Source organism: Virgibacillus salinus, assembly GCF_900102415.1.
Taxonomy (GTDB): domain Bacteria; phylum Bacillota; class Bacilli; order Bacillales; family Amphibacillaceae; genus Lentibacillus; species Lentibacillus subterraneus.
Genome location: NZ_FNKD01000001.1, coordinates 829,638 through 855,609, shown reverse-complemented (window position 1 = coordinate 855,609; position 25,972 = coordinate 829,638). Strand labels below are relative to the sequence as shown.

Here is a 25,972-nt window from a genome sequence, read left to right as displayed (position 1 = left end):
TCCATTAATTAGTCTAATACAGTATTTTCCCCTGCATAACCATTTTTAAACGAAGCAATGTATAACTGCCAAAAAAAATATCGAGTACCACGATTACGTGATACTCGATATTCGATAATAGACTTTATTTCATCCACGTAGGCTTGCCAAATCCTTTAAACTGCTCATCAATAATCTTTTCAAACTCTGCTGATTCAATTACCTCTTTAATATCCTTAGCCCATTTTGTGTCAATATCTTTCGTATTAACAACCACCCGGTTTCGATAATCATCAGGCATTTCTTCAAGTACTAATGCCTCCAGCAGATCCAAATCTGCTGCTAAGGCATAATTCCCGGGTACTGCAGCTAAATCCTCACTTTCTACGGTTCTTGGTAGCTGTCCTGCCTCTATTTGTTGGAACTTCAGATTATTTGGATTTTCAACAACATCCTCTATTGTTGCACGTAATGGGTCAATACCATCCTTTATCGTTATCAGGCCAGCATCTTGCAACATAAGCAACGTTCTAGCTAAATTAGTTGGGTCATTTGCGATTGTGATTGTGCTTCCATCTTTAATATCTTTCAGCGTATCAAACTTATTTGAATAAACACCCATAGGAGCTGTAGGTACTATTTTTACCTCAGACAACTCCATATTATGTTCCTTTTCAAATGCTTCATAGTATATTTTATGCTGGAATAGATTCGCATCCAAATCTCCATTGTCTAACGCTTTATTCGGTTGAATATAGTCACTGAATTCTGTATTTTTAACGGTATATCCTTTTTCTTCAAGTAATGGCTCCAATGCCTTTGTCACCATGTCACTGTAAGGTCCAGTCGTCGCCCCAAATTCGATTGTCTTATCATCTCCATCATCACCAGATGCCTCGCCCGACCCACAAGCTGCAAGTACCAATGCTGCCAATAACATTACTAGTAATCCTAATCCTTTTTTCATTTTAAATTTCCTCCTCATTATCGTTTATTAACTGTTTTTGCTATAAAATCACCTGTGTACTGAATCACTTGTACCATTACAATCAGGACTATAACAGTCGTATACATGACCAAATCATCGTAGCGGTAATAGCCATATCGAATTGCTAAATCACCGATACCTCCACCGCCAATCGTACCTGCCATCGCTGAAAATCCGATTAAACTAATCGTTGTTATCGTCAGTCCACTTATGATCCCTGGCTTTATCTCAGGTAAAATAATATCCTTAATAATCATCCATGGTGACGCACCGACAGAAATGGCCGCTTCTATAACCCCTTTATCAATTTCCCTGGCTGCTGATTCTACTATTCTTGCAAAAAAAGGAATAGCTGCAACTGACAAGGGTACTGCTGCTGCAGTAGGACCAATTGTCGTACCTAAAAGACTGTTCGTTAACGGTAATAGGAAAACAAGCAGAATGATAAACGGAATTGACCGAACAAGATTGGTAATCACCCCTGCAACGCTTTTCACAAGTTTATTTTCCAAAAAGAACCCTTTGTCCGTTACATATAAAATTATTCCAAGTGGAAGACCGATTACAATAGCAACCAATAATGCTACTCCAACCATATAAAGTGTTTGAAAGAAAGCAGTATTCAGTTCCGGTAAGATTTCAATCAAGCGACTAAATTCCATTTTGAATCACCTCCACCTGTTTCACCCTATCCTCTAAATAAGCGATAGCTTTTTCAATTTCATCCTTATCACCATTTAACTCCATAATAAAAATACCAAGTGGAGCATCCTGTATGTATTCAACTTTCCCATGTAAAATATTCGCACTAACTCGAAAGCCCTGCATCATATCGGATACGATTGCTTCCTCAGCAAGCTTTCCGCGAAATTGAAGCTTAACCAATGTACCTTTGCATGATTCAAGCAATTTTTCAGGCAAAGAAAATTGCAATACTGTTTCAATAAAGTTCTTCGTTAACTCCTCCTTTGGATCAGAGAAGATATCATAAACAGGTCCTTCTTCAATAATTCGCCCATCCTGCATCACAGCACACCGTTGACAAATTTCCTTGACAACCTCCATCTCATGGGTAATGACAACAATTGTGATACCAAGCTCTTTATTAATTTTTTTCAATAAAGCTAAAATAGATTTGGTGGTACTTGGATCGAGCGACGATGTTGCCTCGTCACAAAGCAATACTTTAGGATTATTCGCAAGCGCCCTGGCTATACTGACACGTTGCTTCTGACCACCGCTTAACTGTGATGGATAATGATTAATCTTGTCAGATAAACCAACCAGTTCCAATAATTCTACCACCCTATCTTTTCGGGCAACCTTATCAATTCCAGCAGCCTTTAACGCGAACGAAACATTTTCAAAAACCGTTTTAGAAGCAACTAAATGAAATCCTTGAAAAATCATCCCAATCGATTGTCTTGCTGTTCGCAAAGCTTTTGGAGGTAAGGTTAACAAATTCACACCATCAACGAGGACTGCTCCTGAAGTCGGCCGTTCCAAAATGTTCATGCATCGAAGCAACGTGCTTTTACCTGCGCCACTATAGCCGACAATTCCATATACCTCCCCTTTGCTCACATTTAGAGATACGTCGTCTACACCCACAACCTTTTGATGCTTCGATTGGTATACCTTTTCTATCTCTTGAAGTTCTATCATCACCTAACCTCCTTTAGATTAGAAAACTTGGCATTTGTTAAAAGAATTCTTTTGAAAGCTTATTTAGCTTTCTTAGAACCTCTGATAATTTTTGGGATGCAAGTCTTCCTTAATGGCGAATGCCTAAAAAACCCCCTCTTCCAAAATGAAAGAGGGGGTTGATTATGTATTCAATCCTTATCTCTCAGAATGGTAAACATCATTCTGCAGGAATTAGCACCACACCTTAAAGGTAGGTTGCTGTGACATCGTAGAGCCTGATCCCTCCGTCACTCTGGATAAGATATTTAATTTTTTTAATTAGTACGACTAATATTATATTTATTCCGTATTTTTGTCAACAGCAAATTTTTAACAATGCAACTTACTTCTCTACTGTAGTGAAATCATGGTAAACTAGAATCGTATATATTAGCAGTTAAAAAAATTACTGCATAAGTGCAACTAAGGCACTCGACATTAAAGCTTGGTGAATGCCAAGTCTTATAAAAATGGGGGAAATGAATGGGTAAACGAATATTACTTTTTATAATAACAAACATTCTAGTTTTAACGACGATTATAATCGCCTGGTCGCTAATTACAACTTATACAGGGATTAGCGGTTCGTTTGAAAATAGCAGTGGTTATTTGGGAATTGATTATGCATCACTAATGGTATTCAGCTTGCTGGTAGGTTTCATAGGATCGTTCTTCTCACTGGCAATATCACGCTGGATTGCCAAGAAAATGATGAAGGTCAAAGTGCTGGATCCGAATGGCCAATTATCAGCACATGAACGCGCTGTAGTTGAAAAGGTTCATCGACTTTCTCGTGCAGCTGGATTAGTTCATATGCCTGAGGTTGGAATTTACCAATCTGGCGAAGTCAATGCATTTGCGACAGGCCCTACCAAGAAACGATCGCTTGTTGCTGTTTCAGCTGGTCTATTGAACAACTTGGACGATAAAGCGGTTGAAGGTGTCATTGCCCATGAGGTAGCCCACGTATCTAACGGCGACATGGTAACCATGACATTATTACAGGGAATTGTTAACACGTTTGTAGTCTTCTTCTCAAGGATTGCAGCAATTATTGCGTCACGATTTGTGCGCGAAGAAATGCAATTTGTCGTCCGTTTCGCGGCGATTATTGTTTTCCAAATCTTATTCTCAATTCTTGGAAGTATCGTCGTAAGTGCTTACTCAAGACACCGAGAATATCATGCTGACCGTGGAGGCGCAGATTTAGCTGGTCGGGATAAAATGGCCCATGCGCTGCGTTCATTGAAAAATAACGTTGGCCGAGCTAGTGTGAATGATCGTACCGATGATTCAGCAGTTCAGACAATGAAGATAAATGGAAAAAGCGGTCTAATCTCACTCTTCTCATCTCACCCGGATATCGATGAGAGAATTAAACGATTAGAACAGCGCTAACTTTTAACGGGTATTTAGGATAAACAATAAATCGCTTATGAATTAGGGGTACAAACCACACGTGGATTTGTACCCCTTTTTAATTGGCTTCAGTTATTTTAACATTGCGATTAAACTCAAGACGCATTATGTTTAAACTATTCGCAACGAACGCTAAATGCAGGTGGATCCCCGGCTCCTATTTATATAGTTATTAGATCCAGAAATTAATGAATAACCCAGCAAATTATGGGAAAAGTAGAAAAAACAAGGAGGTATAACACTATGAAGAAGTTTCTGCTTTTCATTGGTATTGTTCCAATTACAAGTCTAATGTTAGTTGGATTTAACAACGCGGAACAGCATTCCGATGTACGCGGAATGCATGAGCTTAGTAATAAGGAAGACATTTTAAGAGGTACCAGTGAAGTGATTACCACTACAGAAGAATTAAAAGAGTTAACAGAATCTGATGAAAATAATAGTACTGAAATTAATCAACTCGGGGAAGAAATCGAAAAAAGGTGGGACCGGATCGAAAAGAAAGTCGAAATGGATTACCCAGAAGATTACACACATATCGAGGAGAGTCTGTACCCGTTAATTGCAATGGCTAATAGAGAAATACCCAACAAAAAACAACTTCATGATTTGTCCAAAGAAACACTAGAAAAGCTAGAGAACTTTAAGAAGAAGATTAATTAAGTCTAGCGGGACGGAGGGGACAGGTTCATCGTCCCGCTGACGGAGTATGCCCCCTCCATCCCCCTACTCAGCTAATTCGTACTCATGAGCCCAAACTTTCATTTCGGGTTCCCATTTCATTCCAGGATGTATGGATAAAATGGCGTTCTTATATCCGTCCGCATTTTGGTAGCCTTCCTGCATTGCATCTTTATCTGTTATTTCGCCAAGTTTTTGTTCATAGACATTCGTTACAATACACTTCTGACCTTTAAGTGTCATGACCTCACCAATATCTGCATAACGTCCATTTCGGCGGGTTGCAGTTTTTTTGCCGTTAATTACCTTATCTATATCTGCTTCAATTGTAACCAGTTTATCAATCGCACACGTTTTTGGTGGTAAAGCGTTATTCTGTTCTGCCATTACGTAACCTCTCCTTTGTTTATCTAATTCAATTATATACGTTGAGAGATTACAAGGCTAATATTAATTTCAGGACGGCGAGACAAAGGAATAGGTTCCTCATCCCAACACCACTGGGACGGTGTTCCTGTCCCCTCCGTCCCCCTCAAATAATAAATATTCAAATGTTGTTCATACTAAGCTGTAAAATGCTACACAATAAAAGCAGGTGCATCTATGAATTCCCAACTTATTTCAATTATCATTCCATCTTATAATGAAGCAAGTAACATTGAGCCTCTTTATCAGGCAATTGCTAATGAGTTTTCCGGCATCAATTATGAATATGAACTTCTTTTTATCAATGATGGAAGTACAGATGACACGCTAAATCGTATCAAACAGCTGGAATCAATCGACCCAAATGTGAAGTATATCGCTTTCACAAGAAACTTTGGCAAAGAAGTAGCACTCCTTGCAGGCTTTCAGCATGTTAAAGGGGAAGCTGTAATTGTCATGGACGCTGATTTACAGCACCCCTGTTCCTTAATTAAACCATTCATTCAAGGATATGAGGAAGGATTCCATCAAGTCATCGCCCAGCGCAATCGAAAGGGAGACAGTCGAATACGGTCATACCTTTCCTCTCTCTATTACTGTATTGCTAACAAAGTAGTAGATGTTGAACTTAAGGATGGTGCTGGAGACTTCAGGCTATTAAGCAGAAATGCAGTCGAAGCACTTCTGCTTTTAAATGAAGGTAACCGTTTTTCAAAAGGCTTGTTTTCCTGGATAGGCTTAAATCAAAAAACAATTTTTTATGAAAATATAGCCCGGCAAAACGGAAAGCCTAAATGGTCACTCTCCAAGTTATTGAATTATGGTATTGACGGGGTTATTTCTTTTAACAACAGGCCACTAAGAATTTGTTTTTATACTGGCGCTCTTATTTTACTCCTGTCTCTCATTTATATTTTTGTCAACCTGCTTTTTATTATGACTAATGGTATTACTGAACCCGGGTACTTCACCATTATCTCTGCCGTTCTATTTCTGGGAGGTGTTCAATTACTCTGTCTTGGTGTGATTGGCGAGTACATTGGAAGGATTTATTATGAAACAAAAAAACGCCCCCATTATTTAATACAGGAAACAAATATTTTAAAAGGAGAACATCGTGAACGTAATCAGGCTAGAATTTATAAGATTTATAATAGTGGGGATCATTAATACCTTAATTTATTATGGGATTTATTTGATGTTTAATGTAATGCTGGAAATTAACTATATGGCTTCTCACATTATTGGGTTTGCGATTAGTTTAATTGTTTCCTTTTTTCTTAGTTCCTACTTCACATTTCAAGTAAAGCCGTCTTTAAAAAAATTCCTGCAATTCCCGCTGACACAGCTTTTTAATATCAGCATTTCATCCGTACTAATTTATTTATTTGTTGAGTATTTATTTATTGATAGCACGATTGCTCCGATCGTTTCCCTATTTATCACCGTTCCTTTCACATTTTTGATTACGGGAAAAATTCTAAAGAAATAACGGAGAATACATATGCAAAAAAAACGCAGTCTAATTTTTCTTATAATCTGTAGCCTTGTCGTTGCTATGCTGGGACATCTATTTTTTATAACAGAATGGTTTCAGGATAGATATATGGTAGGGCCGAATGATGGCTTACAGCAAATGGTTACATTTAAAAAGCTTTTGTATGAGCAATATTCCACTGGAAACTTCTTTTATTCCTATCAATTTGGTTTAGGTGGCGGTACGTACAGTCAATTGGCGTTTTACTTTTCAACGTCATTTATGTTTATGTTAACGGCAGCTTTCGTTTACTTATTACAATCTGTACAGTTAATTGGCCCCGCCGATACATTATTTTGGGCGAATGCAGCTGTATTTGTCAGCATCGTCCGGCTGGCGATTATTATTGTTATAACAACATATGTATTTCGCTATATGAAATGCAACTGGATGCCTGCATTTACCGGGGCTGCTATCTATGGATTATCCGCCATCTATTTTCGCCATGTAACTTATTGGGAGTTTTTTGCGGATGCAATGCTGTGGGTCCCATTACTTGTATTTGCTGTGGAAAAAATCATTCGTGAAGCACAAGGTGGCTGGTTCATTGTTGCTGTCGCAGTCACTCTCTTTAACAATTTTTACTTTGCGTATGTTAACTTAATCTTTATCCTGATTTACATCATGCTTCGTTGGAAAATTCAGTTGGTCGAGAATGAAACGAACCGACTGAGGCAATTAAAAATGTACTTTGTCAGCGGGATCCTCGGTCTAGGAATCAGTGCGATTTCTTTTGTTCCTGCTGTTTATGGCTATTTGAATAATCATCGACCACCATATAGCCAGCAAGTTCCTTTATTTAATTGGGATAACATTTTATTTAACAGCCGATTCGTGATTATCCCTGCCCTTTTTTTGATTTTACTTTTCGTATTTTCCTTGTATAAAAATCGGACCTTTCGACTGTTTGCAGCGTTGAGTATAATATTTATACTTCTTCACTTCACTCCAATCGTAGCCAGTGCATTTAATGGATTTTCTGCACCTCAATATCGTTGGGAATACCTGCTTTCCTTTACAATAGGTGGTTGTGTAGCTTTCGGCTTAAAATATATAGATGAAATTAGCAAAAAAAAATTGACAATTGCAAGCATTATCGTAACTATTGCTTATCTTTTTACTGTTTTTTTTGATAAAAATATAAGCATCACTTCTTATCTAAGTTTTGCAGTATTAACTATGGTCCTTATCACGATATTTTTACTTTTCATGTTTATATGGGGGAAAGATCGAGTACGTCTCATACTGTTGTACACCGGACTTTTAATCATTCCTATTGTTTTTGCAAATGTTTTCCAATACGGGCTTTCCGTGCCGGGAAAAGTAGATGAAGTATCAAAAAATCATTTGCGAAGTGAGGATTATAATGGAGAAGAACAGCGGCAAATTATTCAGCAGATTAAAGACCGCGATAATAATCCTTTCTATCGGATTGATTGGAAAGTTGGATCCTTCAATAATACACCTATTGTACAAAATTTTAATGGAATGAGTGTTTATGGAAGTATATTGAATAAGCATTTACTCTACTTTTACCTGTATGATCTAAACATTGACATGGGGCGGGAAAGTGTTAGCCGATATGCAACCCTCGGAAACCGTGCTAACTTGTATAGCCTGCTTCAAGGAAAATACATGATCATAGAGAAGGACAATAACAGCCCTATTCCATATGGATTCAACAAAATAATTGAATCAGAAAACTACATTGTATTTCAAAACAATAATATATTGCCATTTGCACGCACTGCCAAAATGCTTTTCTCGGAACAAGAAATGAAACATACTTCAGTATTGGCAAGAGAATATGCCATGCTGGAAGGCGCAATTGTACCGAATAAAAACAACACTGCTGCAATTCCAAAAGAGCAGAATATAATTGATACAGCAACTCTTGAAACAGTGAACGCTTTATATAATGACAATAAGCTCTCAGTCACAGATGATCAGGGTGGAATTGATATTATAGCCGATGAAATTCACCCTGATACAAAAGATTTTTATATCCGTTTTCATCTTGAAAATCTGGCAGCCGACCAAGGATTCACTTTAAAAGTAAATGACTATAAAACAACACGTAAGTCCAATCAATCTGTTTATAAAACCTACGATGATAATCTGACCATTCGCGTTTCAAAGGCAGACAAAGTCAAAATACGCTTGCCAAAAGGAGACTATATTTTAAAAGTTATAGCACTGTATCAGGAAGACTATTCAAAGCTGGAACAAGCCAAAAGACAAGCGACAGAAACTAAGAAGATAAACTGGAGCGATAACCGCATTACAATTACCTACAACAACCAGAACAATGACAATCTCATGATCCTGCCAATTCCCTACGAAAAAGGCTGGGAAGTAAAAGTGAATGAGGAAACACAAGCAGTAAAAAAGGTTAACTACGCATTTGTTGGCTTTCCTATAGAAAAAGGAATCAACCACATACAGTTAGATTACTACCCACCATACTTCAGAACCACACTAGTAATAACCCTCATAAGCCTCATACTATCTGTGGTGAGCTGGTGGAGAGCCAGAGGGACAGGTACCTTGTCCCGCTAGAGCTGAAAGTGTGGGGACGGGGTTCCTGACCCTCCGTCCCGCTTCGCCTTAATTAAAGGATATTTCGTTAATTTTCCATTGTCCTTCTAATTTGGTGAAGACAAATTCCATATCAAATATTCCGTGTAATTCGCTTTTGTGTTTTTGGACCAGTTTATATGTGGCTTCATTAGATTTTTCTATTGTATAAGGATTATCTTTGTTAAACATTGGATAGAGGTCTCTTGGAATCAAATATAGACTGCCATCTCCTTCTTTCACAAAGCCACTCCATATTGTTTGTGCCATATCTGTCGTCATAATATCGGTGAACTGGTTATATAGCTGTTCTTTCGTTTTTATTGTTTTAAATTTGTATCCAACATATTCTTCATTAAAATTGTCATAATCCACATCCGACTTTATTCTTTCAAACATATTATTATAGTTGGTTAGTATTTTTAAAAAAGTTTCTTCTTTATTAGATCCATTTTTATTTGTGTTTTCATTTTCAGAGGAGTTGTTTTTCGATGTTTCGCTTATATTATCACCGGCACTATTCACATGTAAAAGTGCAGTAGATTTGACTGCCTTAGACGCATTTAGTGAATGCTGATGACTTTCTGGCGACTTTTCCGTACCGCTGCTGTTTTCTTCTGCTGTACCACAACCGGAGATCAGTAACGTAATAGTTAAACTGACCATTAAAATGTGTTTCACAATAACACCCTCTCCATTAAGTTCTATCTATTTAGACGGATTAGCATATGCAAATGTTTCATTTATATTACAATATTCTTATCCTTTGTAATATTATTACCAAATTTTATCTTAGTAAAACTTCTGCAGGGGGATGAAATCATGGGCTTGCCTCACCTCAAAACAAGGCAGATCAGCATCACAGCGTTGTCCTCATTTTTAATTCAACTACTTCTAGTACCTCTTATACTATTACAATCGAATCTCATGTAAAAAAAGTGTCATGCGAAAATAAATATTTTTTCTTTAAATAGTACACTTTTTCGCTTCCAGAAACGATAGTAATAGTAAGAGATATATTTCCTGCTTCAACTTACAGGGGCTTGAATTCAGGTGCCCTTAGTCCGTTCACTGAATTGACATGCGAGTAGTCATAGCTTATAATGAGGTGTTATATTTTGGAAAAAAATCCGGAGTGATATAAATGCTAAACCAGGAAGATAACTTTATAACTAGATCAAAACAATTGTGTGAAGAAAGTGGAATGGATCCGAATGTTATGTCCAGACCAAAAGTATTTTTAACCGAAAATGAACTAGCAGAAAAGAGAAAATCTTATAGTGAGATCCTATCTGTTGTAAGCTTTTTCTCAAATAAGCTATTAAATTCATTAGAAGGTACTCCAATATTAGTAGTTATTTCTGATGCGAATGGATATCTTTTAGATATAGATGGCGACGAATCAATAAAGGCTACCACCGAACAGTTTGGAATTATATTAGGAAGCCAATTTACACAGGAAGACACGGGAACAAATGTTGTAAGTCTAACATTACAACAAAAACATCCAATAAGTTTAATAGGTGAAGACCATTACCATAAATCCCTCCAAAATATAGCCTGTTATGGTGATACATTTCAATATACAGATGAAAAAAATTTACTTGGCAGTGTTTCAATTATGATGCCTATTCAATTTCAAAATCCGTTGTTTTTAACCATGCTTTCACAAGCTGTTGATTCGATTGAAAGAGAGTTATTGCTAAGGAAGCAAAATAGGAAACTAGATATCATGAATCAAATCATGTTAAGCAGAACAAGTAATGGTATCGTTATCACAGATGAAAATGGGATTACAACTGAATTTAATGATTTTGCTCAACAAATCTCAAATAATAGTAAAGATTCCGTTATAGGAAAAAATATTTACGAATCACAATTAACGGGCGACTATTTTAAAAAAGTACTAGAACAAGAAAAAACCTTTAAAAATGAAGTTATTAAATTTACAAATCAGCAAGGTGAACGTACTGTTTGTTTATTTGATGCACAACCAATCTATGAAGAAGGAAAAATGGTTGGCGCATTCGGGCAATTCAGGGATATTTCTGTTCGATATTCCCTGCAGGAAAAATATAATTATTTAGCATACCATGATGATCTAACTAATCTAGCAAATAGACGCTACATCAAAAAAGAAGTAGAAACACTTATAGACGAGATTAAATCCGGTTATCAAAGAAATTTGGCTATATTATTTTTGGATCTGGACCGATTTAAAATAATAAATGACAACTTTGGCCATTCAAATGGCGATATACTCTTAACGGAAGTGAGTAAGAGACTGTCCAAATGTTTAGGAGAAAATGACTTGCTCGCCAGAATGGGTGGTGACGAGTTTATTTTCCTGCTTAAGGACTTTGAAGATTTTAGTTACGTTACTGAAAAAGCGGGAGAGATATTAGCTCAATTTAATGAGCCTTTTCAAGTTGCAGCAAACGAACTGCATACTACTGCTAGCATTGGCATTGCAATTTATCCTGATTACCCAATCACACCTGAACAACTTATGGTATATGCGGATAATGCAATGTATCAAGCAAAGTCACAGGGTAAAAACCGTTATGCGGTTTATACATCTGAATTATTAGTGGACTCTGTGGAGGAATTACAGCTTGAAGCTGATTTACGAAAAGCGTTGGATCAAAATGAATTCGTATTACATTATCAGCCTCAAATTAATAACAAAACAGGAAAAATAGTTGGGCTAGAAGCATTAATTCGATGGCAGCACCCTAAGCTGGGTTTACTCTATCCGGGCAAGTTCATAAAGTTAGCAGAAGATAGCGGTCTAATTACGCAAATTGGTGAATGGGTGATAAAGGAAGCATGTACCCAAAATAAAAAATGGCAAGAGGATGGTTGGGAACCAATAAAAATTGCAGTTAATCTATCAACACAGCAATTTTTGACCCAGGACCTAGTCAAGTTTATGGAAGGTGTTCTTAATGAGGCAGGATTAGATCCAAAATATTTAGTCGTAGAAATTACAGAGTATATGGCAATGGAATATGATTACTCCCTTAAAGTATTACAACAACTTAAAGCCCTTGGAATTTGTATCAGTATCGATGATTTCGGTACTGGTTATAGTTCTTTAAAATATCTTAAGGACTTTCCGGTCGATTACATAAAAATCGATAAGTCATTTGTCGGAGAAATAATAGAAGATAATAATGATGCTGTCATTGTGAAAGCAATTATTACATTAGCTCACAATCTTAGTATGGAGGTAATTGCAGAAGGGGTTGAAACAAAAGCACAGTTAGAATTTCTGCAACAATACCACTGCGATAAAACACAGGGATATTTCTTCAGCAAAGCTATCTCAGCTGAGGAATTCGAACAAGATTATCACACTTTACAAAAACAAATTAAGTCAAAAAACGAGAGGATAATGGATAAATGAATACTTCTGCATCAATATTAGCTGCAAATTTTAAAAAATGGGGAGTTGACCACCTATTTGGTATACCTGGTAAGGCTATCTCTCCAATTATATTTGAATTAAGGAAATATGATATAGAGTTTGTACTGAGTAAGCATGAGTCTGGCGGTGGGTTTGCGGCAACTGGCTACTCGATGATGAATCAGAAAATCGGGGTGGCTCTCGGGACTTCTGGACCAGGAGGTACTAACCTGCTAACAGCAGCAGGACAAGCGAAAGCAACTCATACACCTTTGCTGCTTATTACAGGTCACCCTTCTATGAAAGATACCGGTAAAGCAATGGGGCAAGATTCAAGTATATTTGGGACAGACCTTCTTGACATGTATAAATCGGTAACTAAATTCAGTGCTAGGGTAGAACGAGGCGATATGCTACAATCTTATCTCCAGCATGCTCTGGAAAAAGCCCTATCTGGTATTAAAGGACCAGTACACTTATCAATTCCTTTCGATATTTTAATAGAAGAGATAGAACCTTTTGAAATAGATTTACCGAGCCCAAGTGAGATGGTTTCGCCTGCCATTGACGATGTCATTGAAAAATTGGATTCAGCACAACGCCCGCTTTTATTTTTAGGAAAAGGCGTACATTCAAGCAGAGCATATGAAGAAGTACAGATGCTTGCTGAACATTGGAAAATACCTGTTATGACAACACCGGGTGGCAAGGGGACATTCATCTCCAACCACAAACTCTCGCTGGGAGCATTTGGATTAGGCGGCACAGTGGAAGCGACCGACTATGTAAATCAGGGTGTAGACCTATTAATCGTAATCGGATCAAAATTAAGTGATATGTCCATACCTGGTCTTTCAAAAGATATGTATCCAGAACATCTTATTCACTTTGATTATGACCCAACATTTATCGGAAAATCTATCAATGTACCTACAACACCAGTTCTGGGAGATATTCGATCTAACTTAAAAGTTATTTTAAGAGATATACCTAAACCTGACAGTGCTGAATTTTCAACTGACATCAAGACCGCGCAAGTCGAAAACAACCATCCAAATGAGCGAATGTCTGCAGTCACCGCATTAAAATCTATGAGAAACGCTTTGCCTAATGATGCGATTGTCTTTGGAGATGATGGCAGTCACTCGTTCTACGGAATTCAAAATTTTGATATTTATAAACCAGGAACTTTCTTTTTTGATGATATCTTCGGCGCCATGGGAAATGGAATTGGCTATTCAATCGGCGCAAAACTAGCAGCTCCTGACAAAACGATTGTTTGTCTAGTTGGAGATGGATGTATGTTTATGCACGGCACAGAAATTTCTACGGCATATAATTATGATTCCCCTGTGCTTTTCATCGTATTAAATAATGGAAGATTAGATATGGTGGAAAAGGGAATGAAAAAAATGACCGGTTCATCCACTGGTGGCGTTTATGAAACACCTTTAGATGCAGCGTTATTTGCTCAATCAATGGGATTACAAGCATATACCTGCCAAAATTCACTTGATTTAACAGACCAAATTAAACAAGCACTACACACTACAAAAGAAACTAAAAAACCAGTTGTTGTGGAGGTTTTAGTCGATCAGAATGAAACACCACCAACCATGGGGAGGCAGTAAAATGGAAAACAGTAAACGATATGAGGCCGGCATGGATGTAATGAAAAAACTATTCTCAGATGAAGTCCGTGGAGGAATGGAAGGGATGAAGGAAATTTCACCTGACTTTTGGGAAATGATAGTTTCGTTTGGATTTGGTGACACCTATTCAAGAGAAGTACTGTCGCTATCACAAAAGGAGATCATTACGCTAACTGCACTAATCACACAAGGGGCATTTGATCAGCTCAAAGTCCACCTGCAAGCAGCACTCAAAATTGGATTAACAAGAGACGAAATCACCGAAATTATCATCCATTGCTCTGCATACACCGGCTTCCCCAAAGCCGTCCAAGCAATGGGAATCGCCGGCGAAGTGTTTGACGGGTCATGAGGGTCCCAGTCAGTGGCGGGACATGAGGGACAGGTCCCTCGTCCCGCTCATCCCACTTCATTAATCATTTCGTGCACTTTGGCGATTTCTTCATCTGGAATTAGATAATAATATACGCCGTCAATCTCTGTTCCGCTTCCTTTCATCATATAACTTACTGTATTCTTTCTGACATTCTTGTAGTTAAACAGCAGATCCTTCATATCAGCAAAATCCATATTGGTTGCCATATTTTTACCAAGAACATCAATCATATTATCAATTTTATTAACCGATGCGATACTTGAGCCTTTATCAATAATGGCTTCAATAACCTGACGTTGACGTTTAGTTCTGCCGAAATCACCGTTTGGGTCCTTGTAACGCATGCGGACGTAACCCATTGCCTCTGGCCCATTTAGTGAAATTTCACCTTTGGCATAATGGTAACCTTTTTCGTAGTATCCAGTATCATACCACTCCAGTTGGTTATCAACGGTAATCCCTCCAACAGCATCAACCATTTCAGTTAAGCCTTCCATATTCATTTGCACATAATAGTCTAAGTTAATATTCAACAAGCTCTCCACTGTCGCAATAGACATATCCGTTCCACCAAATGCATAGGCATGATTAATTTTATCTTCAAGACCTTTTCCAACAATAGTTGTTCTAGTATCACGAGGAATACTGATTAATTTCATCTTATTATTTTTTGGATCCAGCGACAGAACCATCAATGCATCTGAACGACCACTGTCCCCAGCACGTTTATCAACACCTAACAGCAAGATATTTAATGGTTCTTCTCCCTTGATTTTCTTTTTACCTAATTCATGATCAATGGATGGTACTTTTTGATGAATTTTCTCATTCACGGTATCCTTGGCATCATTATAAAGTAAAAGGGCATACGCTCCCACACCAATTGCCAAGATTAAAATCAACACTAAACTATATTTAATCCAGGGACGTTTTCGCTTATACTTGTTATTTGAACGTTTTTGTTCTGACATATACACATACCTCTATCTATGGAAAATAAATACATTTCTATTGAAAAACAGGTCTATTATACCATCTAATAGAGGAAAATTACTAGTTACATTTAGATTTCATATGTATATCGTACATGAGTCTAAGCTCTTCCCTATATTTATAATAGCTTATCGGCAAGTCCTAATAGCGATAGGCTTAGTAAGGATTGTAATTTCTTAACTGCCAAAAAACAAGACGGCATAAGTCGTTTAACCGATTTATACCGTCTTATTAACAATGTTAATTTCATTCATATATTATTCGACATAAACCGGGAAGTGACAGGCACCACCACCACCTACTTCTCCGGTGCCAATTCTATTGCTTGTCTCAGGGCTTCCAGCATGCTTCTTTCGTCTGCTTTGCCTGTGCCTGCGATGTCAAATGCTGTTCCGTGGTCAACACTTGTTCTGATAATTGGCAGACCTACTGTGATATTTACTCCAGCTTCAAGTCCCAATACCTTAATTGGTCCATGTCCCTGGTCGTGATACATGGCTAGTACGATATCAAAATCACCCCGCTGCGCTCTGAAAAATAACGTATCAGCTGGAAGTGGTCCTTCAACATTCAGTCCTTCCTCTGTTGCCCGGTCAATAGCTGGGATGATTTTTTCTTCCTCTTCCCCATAACCGAATAATCCGTTCTCTCCAGCGTGAGGGTTAATTCCGCATACACCTATTTTAGGTTGGTCTACTCCAGCATTTGTTAGTGTTTCATGAGCTAAACGAATAACTTTATAAACGCGCTCCGGATTAATCATATTGATAGCATCGATCAGACCGACATGAGTCGTTACGTGAATTACCTTTAATTTAGGCGACGACAGCATCATAGAAAAGTCTTTCGTACCCGTTAACTCAGCCAGAATTTCTGTATGTCCAGGGTAAATATGTCCACCTTTATGCAATGCTTCTTTATTTAAAGGAGCAGTACAAATTGCATCAATTCGACCGTTGTTTGCAAGTTCGATTGCAGTCCTTAAATATTCAAATGCTGCATTTCCTGCCTCTGAAGAAACCTGTCCAAATGGCAGATCTCCTGGAAGTAAATCAAGATCATAACAAGCAATTTCACCAAAATTTGTTGTGAAATCAGAATCACCATCTACTTCCTTAATCGTTAATTCAGTATTAAGCAGTTCTGCAGCACGCTTCAGCATTTTTGCATCGCCAATTACAATTGGATGGGATTGTTCATATACATGCTTACTCTGTAAACTTTTCACAATAATCTCCGGTCCTACTCCTGAAGCGTCCCCCATTGTGATACCTACTATTGGTTTATTGCTCATCTTTATAAACTCCCTTCAATTCCTGCATTGCATTATAAATCGAAGCTTCTTTTCCAAATGCTCCCGCTTTTGTAACCACTGTATATTCCAGATCTGTACCGATTAGTGTCCCCAATGGAATTCCTGCTTCAACTTGCTTGATTAAACGAAAGCCTATTCCACCTAAATGACGCGAGGTGTCTTTTGCTGTATCTCCGCCTGTTAGTACCAAACCAGTAAGGTCTTTATTTTTTTCAGTAATTGCTGCTACGATTTCGCCAATCGCACCAGAAATACGTTCTCCTATTTGATATCCTGTTAAATTAAGCTTTTTTCCAGTTTCCATAACTTGATCTCTTACTTTTTGATTAGAAGGAACATACAAAACAATATCATTCCCGATTGCTAATCCTTTAAGCAAATCTTTTATAGTATTCTGTCTTAATTTTTCCCAATCATTCCCAAAGATTTGCACGGGATCTAGTTCAACCGCTGTTACGCCAGCTTGATCAACCGCATAACGCACTTGATTCTGGGTTACCTGTGATAAACTTCCGCAAACTGTCATGACACGATTGGATTTGGCAAAAGATCGCTTGTCTGTCTTTTCACTGATTCCAAGGACTTCAGGAAGTACCTCAGCTAAGCCAGCAGACCCAGACCATATAATCCGATCAGAAACTTGAACCATCTTTTTGGCAGCTTTTTGTAAATCATCCTGAGATTCTGCATCACAAACAATATAGTTTATCTCATTTTCTTTGAAGCTATTAACCTTTTTACGAAAATCTGATAAACCTGCCTCAATATCTGCTTTTTTCAATAAGCCAATCGGTTGTCCAATTTCGTTTTCCAACAGCTTAGGGATGAACGATTCCGTGACAGGGTGCTTCGGATCCTTTGATATTTCTGTTTCAGCTATCTTCTCACCATTAACATAATGAATCCCATCTTTCGTCTTTCTGCCAAGCGGAGGGAAAGCCGGAGCAATAAATACAAACTCCGGCTTAAATACTTCATACAGGGCCTGCAACTCGGTTCCAATATGCCCCCTCAGGGTAGAATCCATTTTTTTATAAATAGATAAATAACCTGCTTGTTTTAAAAACTGACCAGCCTGCTTCGTTACAGAAGCCGCTTCATCCTTAGACAACGCACGTGAATTTGTATCAATGACAACTCCGCTATCAAGGTTATTCTGATCTTTCGGAATATCAAAAAGAACGGAAGTATTGATACCTTTTTCTGTAAGCTGAACGCCACTATCATTTGCTCCAGTTAAATCGTCTGCAATAATACCTATATTGTGTTTCATGTTGATTCCTCATTTATTAACAGATTTATATTATTCAACTACATAGTCGTCTGGTACTTTAACACCCTTTTTGTCTAGCCGCTTCACAAGAAAACCGATATATACCGGAAGCAGAATCGCTGTTGTAACAGTTGATGCTGCAACCTGTACTGTAGCAAGGTCAACGTGTGAAGCAAAGCTTGCACTGGCAGCTGCAATTGCGGCTGGTGTTGCTACTGCGTTACCTGCAGTTGAACCCTCTGAAGCACCAGCAATAGGATTCCATTTAAATGCTTTAAAAATGAAGTACCCTGCTGTACCAGTTAAGAATACAGTTGCTAGGCCAAGGATAATACCTGACAATCCGCCATCAATAATTGCGCCAAAGTCAATTCCCATACCTAATGCAAAAGCGAAGAACGGAATTAACATGGAACTTCCTTTATCGAAGAACTCTCTCATTTCTTCATCTAAATTACCTAATACCATACCAACAATTATTGGTAATAATACTGCGATAAATGAAACGAATGAAAACAGCCCGTCAACGAATCCCATAGCACCAAAAATAGATAACGCTACCATTGTAAAGAAAGGACCATCATTTAACGCAAGCAAAGAATATGCTGCACGGTCTGTTTTATCACCATACTGGCCAACCAGCGCTACATACAAGCCACCATTACTGTTAGTCATTGCAGCAATAATTGCAATTGGCGCTAAACCTAACCAAAGACCATTATCTCCAGCTAACATATATGCAATCAGACCGAAAGTTGCACCTACTATCCATTTGGTCGTCAGCAATGTTGCACCTTTACCAAGACTGACCCCAACATTTTTCAAATTAATTTGTGCTCCTGTACATAATAGGAATAGTGCGATAAGCGCGCCTGCCCCATCTACGAATAATGCCTGTGTGAAGTTACCGATCCTTAGTAAATCAGGTGCGATAGTATTAAGTGTTGCAGCAAGCAACAATGGTATTACCATCATACCTCCAGGAACTTTTTCTATCGATGCTTTAATTCTCATGTTTATCCCCCTCATAATATATTGTTTAATAATTAAACATAAAATATAATGTAAAGCGTTTTCATATATTATGATAAGATAGATTGATATAAAATGCAACACATTTTATCTTTTTATTTTTTACCAAAAAACTCCTTTTAATTATCGTTGCATTTTTAAACAATTGTATTAAAAAAGAGAACCCTATCTAGGATTCCCCTTACTGCTTTAATTTTCTCCATAAAGTTGAACGATTAATATTCAACCTTTTTGCAGCTTTTGATTGATTGTTTCCTTCTTCTTCCAATACCTGCCTGATCACCTGTTGTTCTATTTCTTCCAATGTTCCATCAAGTTGCAGCTTTTTATCATTAACCATCGACATTTGTTTGTATTTATTCATCAATTCTTTTACATGGAAAAGTTCTATATAATTTGCCGTCGTCATCGTACTTAATTCCCTGATTATCTTTTTTAGTTGGGACAGATTTCCTAACCATTCAAATTGCAAAAGATATTCAATTGCATCTTGTTTCATTCCGATTGTTTCAAAACCATTTTCAGCATGAAATTCAGCTAAGAAGTAATCAACAAACACTCCAATGTCCTCTTTTCTCTCCCTTAACGGTGAAAGATGAATGACATGATCAGAAATCTTTTGATAAAGCTCTTTATCAAGTGCTTTGTTGTCCACCAATTGATCAAGCGACTCGTTAGCTAGTACAATAACTTGCATGGTATTTGGTATATTTCGTAATAAGTTTTTAATGGTATCCTGCATTTCAGCAGACAGTGATTCAATGTCTTTTATAACAACTGTACCGTGCTTTATAGCCGTAAGCTTTGCTTGTATCTTATCTCCACTTGTTAAGTGGCTTCCCTCTAAAACAACCATAGGATACCCTTGGCCAAATTTTTCAAAATGTATTTCTTGCGCAACTGTGTATTTCCCTGTACCGGATTCGCCAATAATGCTCACCAATTCATCAGCATGTGCAAATTGCTGTATATTATTTCGTAAACGCTTGGCTTCGTCACTCTCTCCAATAATCGGAATATGTACAGGGGCACCTATAAGTCTAACCGCTCTATTGTCGGATTTTAACACTGAGGCATGAATATTTATCCCTGCAATACCTTCCGACTTACTCACCATAAAGGCTTGTAATTCATATATAGTATTTTCACCTTCAACCTCAGTCCACTGATTTGTTTCGTTTTCCAGAACCCTCTTTATGACCTTCGAAATAACAGGTGATTCTAATATCTCATGGCACTGAATATCTTGTTCGTACATTAAATTTTTCTCAATTACATCTGCATTTTTATTCAATAAGATAACCGGGAAAGGCATCGAATTGAAGGTTTCCTGAAAATAATAGAATTGGCTGTTCACTCTGCGAAAGAAGTTATATACTCTTATTCCTTCTTCAAAAGCATCTGTAACGGCTTCTTTTCCGGACGTAATCAGAACACCACGCAATCCTACCTGTTCAGCAACTTGAACCGTGATAACATCACCAATCACCACAGCGAAACCTTGTTGCTTCAGTTCCTCCAAGTGACCTCTCACTTCAGTTCTGGATTTAATTGTGATCATCTTTACATCAAATTCTAAAATATTGCATATAGTTGCTGCCCCTTGAGAAATATTCGCATAGCCAACGAGCGCAACCCCTTTTTTGATACCACGAATGAGAGTGAAAACACGCAGCATATCATACCCAGTTATATCAATATGCACAACAGGTATCGAAACTTCATCCTGAATCATTGTGGCTGTTCCACCACGACTGATGATTAGCTCATACCCTTGCTTTTCTGCTAATTTCGCCACCTTTACGCCTTCCTCAAGGTTAGCTATAGTCACATCCAAATCTATATCTTCTGGTGTATCCACTTTTTTAGCCGTTTCTGCCAGACCTTGATACGGAGCAATTAGGAGTGTTTTTATCATCTTCCATCCCTCACTTGTTGCATATTTCAACACTTCCATTATTACATATAGACGGTTAAATGTCATGTGAAATAGGGATGAATATAGGTAAGTTAACCACTTACCCCAATAATAACCCGCCATACACTAGTGCAGCCCCAATAACAAAGGCCGGATGTACTTTCATACGTTCTATTAATAAGTAACTGCAAATTGTAATTAAAGCTGTCTGCCAGAATCCTATTCCTACATAGGACTCTTTGAAAAAGTTCCAAGCCATAACACCTAATAATATTGCGATTACAGGGCGTACATATTGCGTAAGTCTTTTAACTTTGTTGGAGTCTTTATATTTATAAAGGATTCCTACCAGCAAAATCATAATTATTAAAGAAGGTGCCACTGCTGCAAAAACACCAATAAAAGCTCCTAGTATACCGCCTTCATCGTACCCGATATACCCAGCCATTTTCGTCGCTATTGGACCTGGTAAAGAGTTTGCGAGTGCCAGCATTTCACTAAATTCCTGTACACTCATCCACTCGTACCGTTCTACAACTTCATGTTCCACTAAAGGAATTGAAGCTGGTCCACCTCCATAGCCAAGGATACCTGGGATAAAAAAGGCCATAAATATATGCCAGTACTTCATAACCTTTAGCCCTCCTTCTCCCTAACATGCTGTTGCGTTTCATCTTTTTTACTGCTTTTATCTTTCTTAACTAAAGCCATTAGTAACAAAAATCCGATTACGATACCTGGATGCATATTTAAAAAATATAGTAAGGCAAAAATTATAATAGCCATAACTCCTGATTGCATCCAGCCCATACCTTTAACAGCTTTATCAAAAAACTGCCACGTCAGTACTGCTAGCATTACACCGACAACCGGTATTACCGCTGCAGTCATCCCCTGCACCCATGGAAGATCATCAATTGATGACAGGGAAGCTAACAAAATTATCATCAGAATAATTGTGGGCAGGATTGTTGCTAATACTGCATTTATCATTCCAATAAAACCAGAAACATTATGTCCAATATACCCTGCAAGTTTCGTTGCAATTGGACCTGGTAATGTATTCCCTAGCGCCAGCAGATCACCAAAGTCTTCATCACTCATCCATTTATATTTATCTACTACTTCTTTATGGATGAGCGGAATTGACCCAGGCCCTCCACCATATCCGAGCATGCCTATTCTAAAAAAGGCAATAAATAAGTCCCAATGTGTTTTCATAGATAGCTTTCCTTTTGTTTAGTTTTATCTTTACCTACCATGCTGTAACAGCACCATCTGTCCGTGACTCTGTTCCACCTACCAATACTCCGGTTTCAGGGTCTCGCCAAATTATTTGACCACGGCCAAAGCTATTTGGTTCGAGTGCTATTTGTACATCATGTCCTTTATCTGACAATGCTTGTGCAATATGGTGTGGTAGTCTGTTTTCTACTTCTACCACTTTATCTTTAAGCCATTGCCAACGTGGTGCATCAAGCGATGCCTGTGGATTGAGTCCAAAATCAATCGTGTTCATGATTACCTGAACATGCCCTTGTGGCTGCATAAAGCCGCCCATTACACCAAAAGGACCGACGGGCTGATTGTTTTTTGTTAAAAACCCTGGAATAATCGTATGGTAAGTTTTTTTGCCACCTTTTAAAGCATTGACGTGCTGTTCATCCAACGAAAAATTATGGCCACGATTTTGTAAAGCAATTCCTGTTCCAGGTACAACTAAGCCTGAGCCGAATCCCATGTAGTTACTTTGTATAAAAGAAACCATGTTCCCTTCATTATCTGCTGTTGCTAAATAAACCGTACCACTCAAGGAAGGTTCTCCTGCTTCAGGAAGAAGTGCATTGTCACCGATAAGCTTTCTTCGCGTTTCCCCATAATCATCAAGCAGTAATTCATCAGACGTGACTTCCATATAATCTTCTTGGGTTACGTGCTTTTGCCCATCTGCAAATGCTAGTTTAATAGCTTCAATTTGCTTATGGTATGTTTCTGCGGAATCTTTTTCTTGGAAATTAAACCCTTTTAAAATGTTCAATGCCTGTAGTGCAATAATACCCTGACCGTTTGGCGGGATTTCCCAGACATCATATCCCCGATAATTCACATTAATTGGGTTCACCCATTCTGCTTTATGTTCTGCAAGATCTGCAGCAGTTAGGTAGCCACCATTTTCTTTTGAAAAGCTAGCAATTTTCTCGGCTAGTTCACCACGGTAAAATGATTCAGCATTTGTTTCAGCAATGGAGCGTAATGTATCAGCATGATCTAATGAAGACCATACTTCACCGACTCTGGGTGCTCGACCTTTAGGAGCAAATGTGTCAAACCAATGTGTAAAGACATCTTCCTTCAAGTTCTTCTTAAACCCCTCGTAAGCCTTGTTCCAAAACTTACTTAACGTAGGGGATAACGGGTATCCCTTTGTAGCATAATTAATTGCCGGCTGTAATACTTCCCTTAATGGAAGTTTCCCAAATTGCTTAGAAAGCTCAGCCCACGCCCCAGGTGCTCCTGGTACGGTTACAGGAGTGAAGCCATATTTAGGAATTTCATTATGCCCAGATCCCTTAACAGCATCGATTGAAATGCTTTTCGGGGCACGTCCGCTTGAATTCAAGCCATGCAATTCACCTTTTACCCAAACTAATGCAAAGGCATCTCCACCAATGCCATTAGAAGTAGGTTCTACTACTGTAAGGCACGCTGCTGTTGCAATCGCCGCGTCTATTGCATTTCCACCCATTTTCAAAATATCCATCCCCGCCTGCGAAGCTAAAGGCTGGGAAGTTGCAACCATACCATTATTAGCATATGTTGCATTTCGTGTTGTTGTATATGGATGAGATTGGTCGGTAAAAGAATTCAATATGATCCTCCTCGTATAGTTATATTATTATTATTTAAAAAATATCAAACTTCGTGACATGCAATAAAATGACCCTCTTCTACCTCACGCCATTCTGGAACGACTGTTTTACAATGTTCCTGTGCTAATGGACAACGGGTATGAAATGGACAGCCCGTTGGATAGTTGGATGCACTCGGCAAATCTCCCTCAAGCTTTATCCGTTCCTTTTTCCGGCCTGGTATTGGACGAGGAATAGCGGATAATAATGCTCTTGTATATGGATGCAATGGATTCTTATATATTTGGTCAGATGAACCAAGTTCCACCATGGTACCAAGATACATCACTAACACACGATCACACATGTGCTTCACAACTCCTAGGTCGTGAGAAATAAACATATAAGTCAGCTGGTACCTTTTTTGCAGATCAATCAGAAGTCGAATAATTTGAGCTTGTACGGACACATCCAGTGCAGAAACAGCTTCATCACACACAATTAATGATGGATTAAGTGCAATTGCACGAGCAATGCCAATTCGCTGTCGTTGCCCTCCACTAAATTCATGTGGGTATCTATTATAATGATCCTCCTGCAGTCCAACCTCTACTAAAAGTTCCCGAACGCGCTTTTGCCTATCTGCCTTCGATAAACTACTGTGAATTACAAATACCTCTTCCAAAGCATCGCCAATTCGTTGCCGGGGATTCAAGGATGCAAAAGGATCCTGAAATATCATTTGCATATCCTTTTTGTATTCTTTTAATTTACGTTTTGACAAACCTTCAATATGGTCGCCACGAAATTCAATGGTACCATCGGTTATATCCTCTAAGCCTAAAACTGATCTTCCAAATGTCGATTTCCCACAGCCAGACTCACCCACAATACCAAGAGTTTCTCCTTCATGTACCTGTAAGCTAACATTCTCGACAGCTTTCACATTTGCTGTTGTCCTTTGAAGCACTCCGCTTTTTATCGGGAAGTACTTTTTCAAATCCTTTACTTCAAGAAGAGGTTGTTGATCCGTCATCAGTAGTCGCCTCCTGGAGCCAAAATTTACTTTCATCATCTACATTCGGCACTGCAGCTAGAAGTTTTTTTGTATAGGAATGCTGCGGGCTGTTAAATACACTGTACACATCACCCATCTCGACAACTTCACCACCATACATAACCATAACTCGGTCGGCTATCTCAGCAACAACCCCCATATCATGCGTTACAAACACAACGCCCATCCCCATTTGTTCCTTTAAATCATCAATTAACTCGATAATCTGGGCCTGGATAGTTACATCCAAAGCTGTCGTTGGTTCATCTGCTATTAATAAGGAGGGGTCACATGCTAATGCCATTGCAATCATTACCCTTTGCCTCATTCCGCCACTAAGTTCATGTGGATATTGTTTTAATTTTTCCTCAGGATTTGGTATCCCCACTTTGTCCAGTAAATCAATACTATTTTGTGTAGCTTCTTTTTTTGACAGTTTTCGGTGAATCATTAATGGCTCTCTAAGCTGAAAACCTATACTAAAAACCGGATTCAATGCTGTCATTGGTTCCTGGAATATCATTGACATTTCGTTGCCTCTGATCTTTTGCAGCTGTTCCTCAGATTTACCTACAATTTCATCACCCTTCAAGCGTATGGAGCCAGTTATTTCCCCATTAGCAGGTAAAAGACCCATTATGGATAGGGAAGTAGCACTTTTTCCACACCCAGATTCACCAACTATGCATAATGTCTCCCCTTTATTCACGGAGAAAGAAATACCCTGAACAGCAGGAAGTTTCCCGCCTGCTGTCCGGTATTGGGTGACAAGGTTTTCTACTAGTAATAAATGTCCCATCAATAA

23 protein-coding genes and 1 riboswitch are annotated in these 25,972 nt (G+C 38.3%); of the genes, 8 read left to right on the top strand and 15 right to left on the bottom strand.

Annotated elements, in window-relative coordinates:
• Positions 1-124 precede the first annotated feature (124 nt).
• From BLS02_RS04095 to BLS02_RS04085, 3 genes are read right to left on the bottom strand one after another with little or no spacing between them, the layout of a single operon-like run.
• Positions 125-946, bottom strand: coding sequence for a MetQ/NlpA family ABC transporter substrate-binding protein (locus BLS02_RS04095; RefSeq protein WP_092491683.1), 822 nt, complete (start codon positions 944-946; stop codon positions 125-127).
• Positions 947-963: 17 nt separating this feature from the next.
• Positions 964-1,629 (bottom strand): methionine ABC transporter permease, encoded by a 666-nt coding sequence (locus BLS02_RS04090; protein WP_092491682.1) that lies wholly within the window; start codon positions 1,627-1,629, stop codon positions 964-966.
• On the bottom strand, positions 1,619-2,632 hold the full coding sequence (locus tag BLS02_RS04085) for a methionine ABC transporter ATP-binding protein (RefSeq protein ID WP_092491681.1): 1,014 nt from the start codon (positions 2,630-2,632) through the stop codon (positions 1,619-1,621). The genes BLS02_RS04090 and BLS02_RS04085 overlap by 11 nt, the downstream gene beginning before the upstream one ends.
• Positions 2,633-2,806: 174 nt before the next feature.
• Positions 2,807-2,917, bottom strand: a riboswitch (SAM riboswitch).
• Between the two features lie 219 nt (positions 2,918-3,136).
• Here BLS02_RS04085 and htpX point away from each other — a divergent pair.
• Together htpX and BLS02_RS04075 are read left to right on the top strand one after the other, a co-directional pair.
• Positions 3,137-4,051 carry a protease HtpX gene (htpX, locus tag BLS02_RS04080; RefSeq protein WP_092491680.1) on the top strand — a complete coding sequence of 305 codons (915 nt, stop codon included), beginning with the start codon at positions 3,137-3,139 and terminating at the stop codon, positions 4,049-4,051.
• 264 nt (positions 4,052-4,315) lie between these two features.
• Positions 4,316-4,735, top strand: a complete 420-nt coding sequence (locus tag BLS02_RS04075; RefSeq protein ID WP_092491679.1) for a hypothetical protein — start codon at positions 4,316-4,318, stop codon at positions 4,733-4,735.
• A gap of 63 nt (positions 4,736-4,798) precedes the next feature.
• Here BLS02_RS04075 and BLS02_RS04070 read toward each other — a convergent pair whose 3' ends face one another.
• Positions 4,799-5,140: an ASCH domain-containing protein gene (locus BLS02_RS04070; protein ID WP_092491678.1), complete on the bottom strand. Its 342-nt coding sequence runs from the start codon at positions 5,138-5,140 to the stop codon at positions 4,799-4,801.
• Positions 5,141-5,356: 216 nt separating this feature from the next.
• On the opposite strand from BLS02_RS04070, the gene BLS02_RS04065 reads away from it, so the two are divergent.
• The 3 genes from BLS02_RS04065 to BLS02_RS04055 are packed head-to-tail and all read left to right on the top strand — an operon-like array spanning position 5,357 to position 9,275.
• Positions 5,357-6,349 (top strand): glycosyltransferase family 2 protein, encoded by a 993-nt coding sequence (locus BLS02_RS04065; protein WP_092491677.1) that lies wholly within the window; start codon positions 5,357-5,359, stop codon positions 6,347-6,349.
• A gap of 28 nt (positions 6,350-6,377) precedes the next feature.
• Positions 6,378-6,671, top strand: a complete 294-nt coding sequence (locus tag BLS02_RS04060) for a GtrA family protein (protein WP_368073003.1) — start codon at positions 6,378-6,380, stop codon at positions 6,669-6,671.
• A gap of 12 nt (positions 6,672-6,683) precedes the next feature.
• Positions 6,684-9,275: a YfhO family protein gene (locus BLS02_RS04055; RefSeq protein WP_092491675.1), complete on the top strand. Its 2,592-nt coding sequence runs from the start codon at positions 6,684-6,686 to the stop codon at positions 9,273-9,275.
• Positions 9,276-9,323: 48 nt separating this feature from the next.
• Here the strand turns inward: BLS02_RS04055 and BLS02_RS04050 are convergent, their stop codons facing one another.
• The gene (locus BLS02_RS04050) at positions 9,324-9,974 is read right to left on the bottom strand and encodes a hypothetical protein (protein ID WP_092491674.1); all 651 of its coding nucleotides are present in this window, start codon (positions 9,972-9,974) and stop codon (positions 9,324-9,326) included.
• Positions 9,975-10,437: 463 nt separating this feature from the next.
• On the opposite strand from BLS02_RS04050, the gene BLS02_RS04045 reads away from it, so the two are divergent.
• The 3 genes from BLS02_RS04045 to BLS02_RS04035 are packed head-to-tail and all read left to right on the top strand — an operon-like array spanning position 10,438 to position 14,706.
• The gene (locus BLS02_RS04045; protein ID WP_092491673.1) at positions 10,438-12,702 is read left to right on the top strand and encodes an EAL domain-containing protein; all 2,265 of its coding nucleotides are present in this window, start codon (positions 10,438-10,440) and stop codon (positions 12,700-12,702) included.
• Positions 12,699-14,333, top strand: a complete 1,635-nt coding sequence (locus tag BLS02_RS04040; protein WP_092491672.1) for a thiamine pyrophosphate-binding protein — start codon at positions 12,699-12,701, stop codon at positions 14,331-14,333. Before BLS02_RS04045 ends, BLS02_RS04040 begins: the two co-directional genes overlap by 4 nt.
• A gap of 1 nt (position 14,334) precedes the next feature.
• Positions 14,335-14,706 (top strand): carboxymuconolactone decarboxylase family protein, encoded by a 372-nt coding sequence (locus tag BLS02_RS04035; protein ID WP_092491671.1) that lies wholly within the window; start codon positions 14,335-14,337, stop codon positions 14,704-14,706.
• Between the two features lie 47 nt (positions 14,707-14,753).
• On the opposite strand, the gene BLS02_RS04030 is transcribed toward BLS02_RS04035, so the two are convergent.
• From BLS02_RS04030 to BLS02_RS03985, 10 genes are all read right to left on the bottom strand, one after another.
• A complete protein-coding gene (locus BLS02_RS04030) occupies positions 14,754-15,701 on the bottom strand; it encodes an LCP family glycopolymer transferase (RefSeq protein ID WP_092491670.1) in 948 nt (315 codons plus the stop codon).
• 320 nt (positions 15,702-16,021) lie between these two features.
• Complete coding sequence (pdxA, locus tag BLS02_RS04025; protein ID WP_092491669.1) at positions 16,022-17,017, bottom strand: 4-hydroxythreonine-4-phosphate dehydrogenase PdxA; 996 nt, start codon at positions 17,015-17,017, stop codon at positions 16,022-16,024.
• Positions 17,007-18,311: a four-carbon acid sugar kinase family protein gene (locus BLS02_RS04020; RefSeq protein ID WP_092491668.1), complete on the bottom strand. Its 1,305-nt coding sequence runs from the start codon at positions 18,309-18,311 to the stop codon at positions 17,007-17,009. Before BLS02_RS04020 ends, pdxA begins: the two co-directional genes overlap by 11 nt.
• A gap of 30 nt (positions 18,312-18,341) precedes the next feature.
• Entirely contained in the window at positions 18,342-19,325 is a 984-nt protein-coding gene (locus tag BLS02_RS04015) for a 2-keto-3-deoxygluconate permease (protein ID WP_092491667.1), read from the bottom strand.
• Positions 19,326-19,524: 199 nt separating this feature from the next.
• Complete coding sequence (locus tag BLS02_RS04010) at positions 19,525-21,261, bottom strand: sigma-54-dependent Fis family transcriptional regulator (protein ID WP_175559431.1); 1,737 nt, start codon at positions 21,259-21,261, stop codon at positions 19,525-19,527.
• Between the two features lie 100 nt (positions 21,262-21,361).
• Complete coding sequence (locus tag BLS02_RS04005) at positions 21,362-21,892, bottom strand: chromate transporter (RefSeq protein WP_092491665.1); 531 nt, start codon at positions 21,890-21,892, stop codon at positions 21,362-21,364.
• Between the two features lie 5 nt (positions 21,893-21,897).
• A complete protein-coding gene (locus BLS02_RS04000; protein WP_092491664.1) occupies positions 21,898-22,482 on the bottom strand; it encodes a chromate transporter in 585 nt (194 codons plus the stop codon).
• A gap of 34 nt (positions 22,483-22,516) precedes the next feature.
• Complete coding sequence (ggt, locus tag BLS02_RS03995) at positions 22,517-24,061, bottom strand: gamma-glutamyltransferase (RefSeq protein ID WP_175559453.1); 1,545 nt, start codon at positions 24,059-24,061, stop codon at positions 22,517-22,519.
• A gap of 113 nt (positions 24,062-24,174) precedes the next feature.
• Positions 24,175-25,146 carry an ABC transporter ATP-binding protein gene (locus BLS02_RS03990; protein WP_092491662.1) on the bottom strand — a complete coding sequence of 324 codons (972 nt, stop codon included), beginning with the start codon at positions 25,144-25,146 and terminating at the stop codon, positions 24,175-24,177.
• Positions 25,121-25,966 carry an ABC transporter ATP-binding protein gene (locus BLS02_RS03985; protein WP_425445135.1) on the bottom strand — a complete coding sequence of 282 codons (846 nt, stop codon included), beginning with the start codon at positions 25,964-25,966 and terminating at the stop codon, positions 25,121-25,123. Before BLS02_RS03985 ends, BLS02_RS03990 begins: the two co-directional genes overlap by 26 nt.
• Positions 25,967-25,972 lie beyond the last annotated feature (6 nt).

Coding starts and splice junctions, on each gene's coding strand:
- BLS02_RS04055 (WP_092491675.1), top strand. CDS start 6,684: ATGCAAAAAAAACGCAGTCTAATTTTTCTTATAATCTGTAGCCTTGTC.
- BLS02_RS04010 (WP_175559431.1), bottom strand. CDS start 21,261: ATGATAAAAACACTCCTAATTGCTCCGTATCAAGGTCTGGCAGAAACG.
- BLS02_RS04075 (WP_092491679.1), top strand. CDS start 4,316: ATGAAGAAGTTTCTGCTTTTCATTGGTATTGTTCCAATTACAAGTCTA.
- pdxA (WP_092491669.1), bottom strand. CDS start 17,017: ATGAGCAATAAACCAATAGTAGGTATCACAATGGGGGACGCTTCAGGA.
- BLS02_RS04045 (WP_092491673.1), top strand. CDS start 10,438: ATGCTAAACCAGGAAGATAACTTTATAACTAGATCAAAACAATTGTGT.
- BLS02_RS04035 (WP_092491671.1), top strand. CDS start 14,335: ATGGAAAACAGTAAACGATATGAGGCCGGCATGGATGTAATGAAAAAA.
- htpX (WP_092491680.1), top strand. CDS start 3,137: ATGGGTAAACGAATATTACTTTTTATAATAACAAACATTCTAGTTTTA.
- BLS02_RS04040 (WP_092491672.1), top strand. CDS start 12,699: ATGAATACTTCTGCATCAATATTAGCTGCAAATTTTAAAAAATGGGGA.
- BLS02_RS04085 (WP_092491681.1), bottom strand. CDS start 2,632: ATGATAGAACTTCAAGAGATAGAAAAGGTATACCAATCGAAGCATCAA.
- BLS02_RS03985 (WP_425445135.1), bottom strand. CDS start 25,966: ATGGGACATTTATTACTAGTAGAAAACCTTGTCACCCAATACCGGACA.
- ggt (WP_175559453.1), bottom strand. CDS start 24,061: ATGGTTGCAACTTCCCAGCCTTTAGCTTCGCAGGCGGGGATGGATATT.
- BLS02_RS04070 (WP_092491678.1), bottom strand. CDS start 5,140: ATGGCAGAACAGAATAACGCTTTACCACCAAAAACGTGTGCGATTGAT.
- BLS02_RS03990 (WP_092491662.1), bottom strand. CDS start 25,146: ATGACGGATCAACAACCTCTTCTTGAAGTAAAGGATTTGAAAAAGTAC.
- BLS02_RS04020 (WP_092491668.1), bottom strand. CDS start 18,311: ATGAAACACAATATAGGTATTATTGCAGACGATTTAACTGGAGCAAAT.
- BLS02_RS04060 (WP_368073003.1), top strand. CDS start 6,378: ATGTTTAATGTAATGCTGGAAATTAACTATATGGCTTCTCACATTATT.
- BLS02_RS04030 (WP_092491670.1), bottom strand. CDS start 15,701: ATGTCAGAACAAAAACGTTCAAATAACAAGTATAAGCGAAAACGTCCC.
- BLS02_RS04015 (WP_092491667.1), bottom strand. CDS start 19,325: ATGAGAATTAAAGCATCGATAGAAAAAGTTCCTGGAGGTATGATGGTA.
- BLS02_RS04095 (WP_092491683.1), bottom strand. CDS start 946: ATGAAAAAAGGATTAGGATTACTAGTAATGTTATTGGCAGCATTGGTA.
- BLS02_RS04090 (WP_092491682.1), bottom strand. CDS start 1,629: ATGGAATTTAGTCGCTTGATTGAAATCTTACCGGAACTGAATACTGCT.
- BLS02_RS04065 (WP_092491677.1), top strand. CDS start 5,357: ATGAATTCCCAACTTATTTCAATTATCATTCCATCTTATAATGAAGCA.
- BLS02_RS04005 (WP_092491665.1), bottom strand. CDS start 21,892: ATGAAGTACTGGCATATATTTATGGCCTTTTTTATCCCAGGTATCCTT.
- BLS02_RS04000 (WP_092491664.1), bottom strand. CDS start 22,482: ATGAAAACACATTGGGACTTATTTATTGCCTTTTTTAGAATAGGCATG.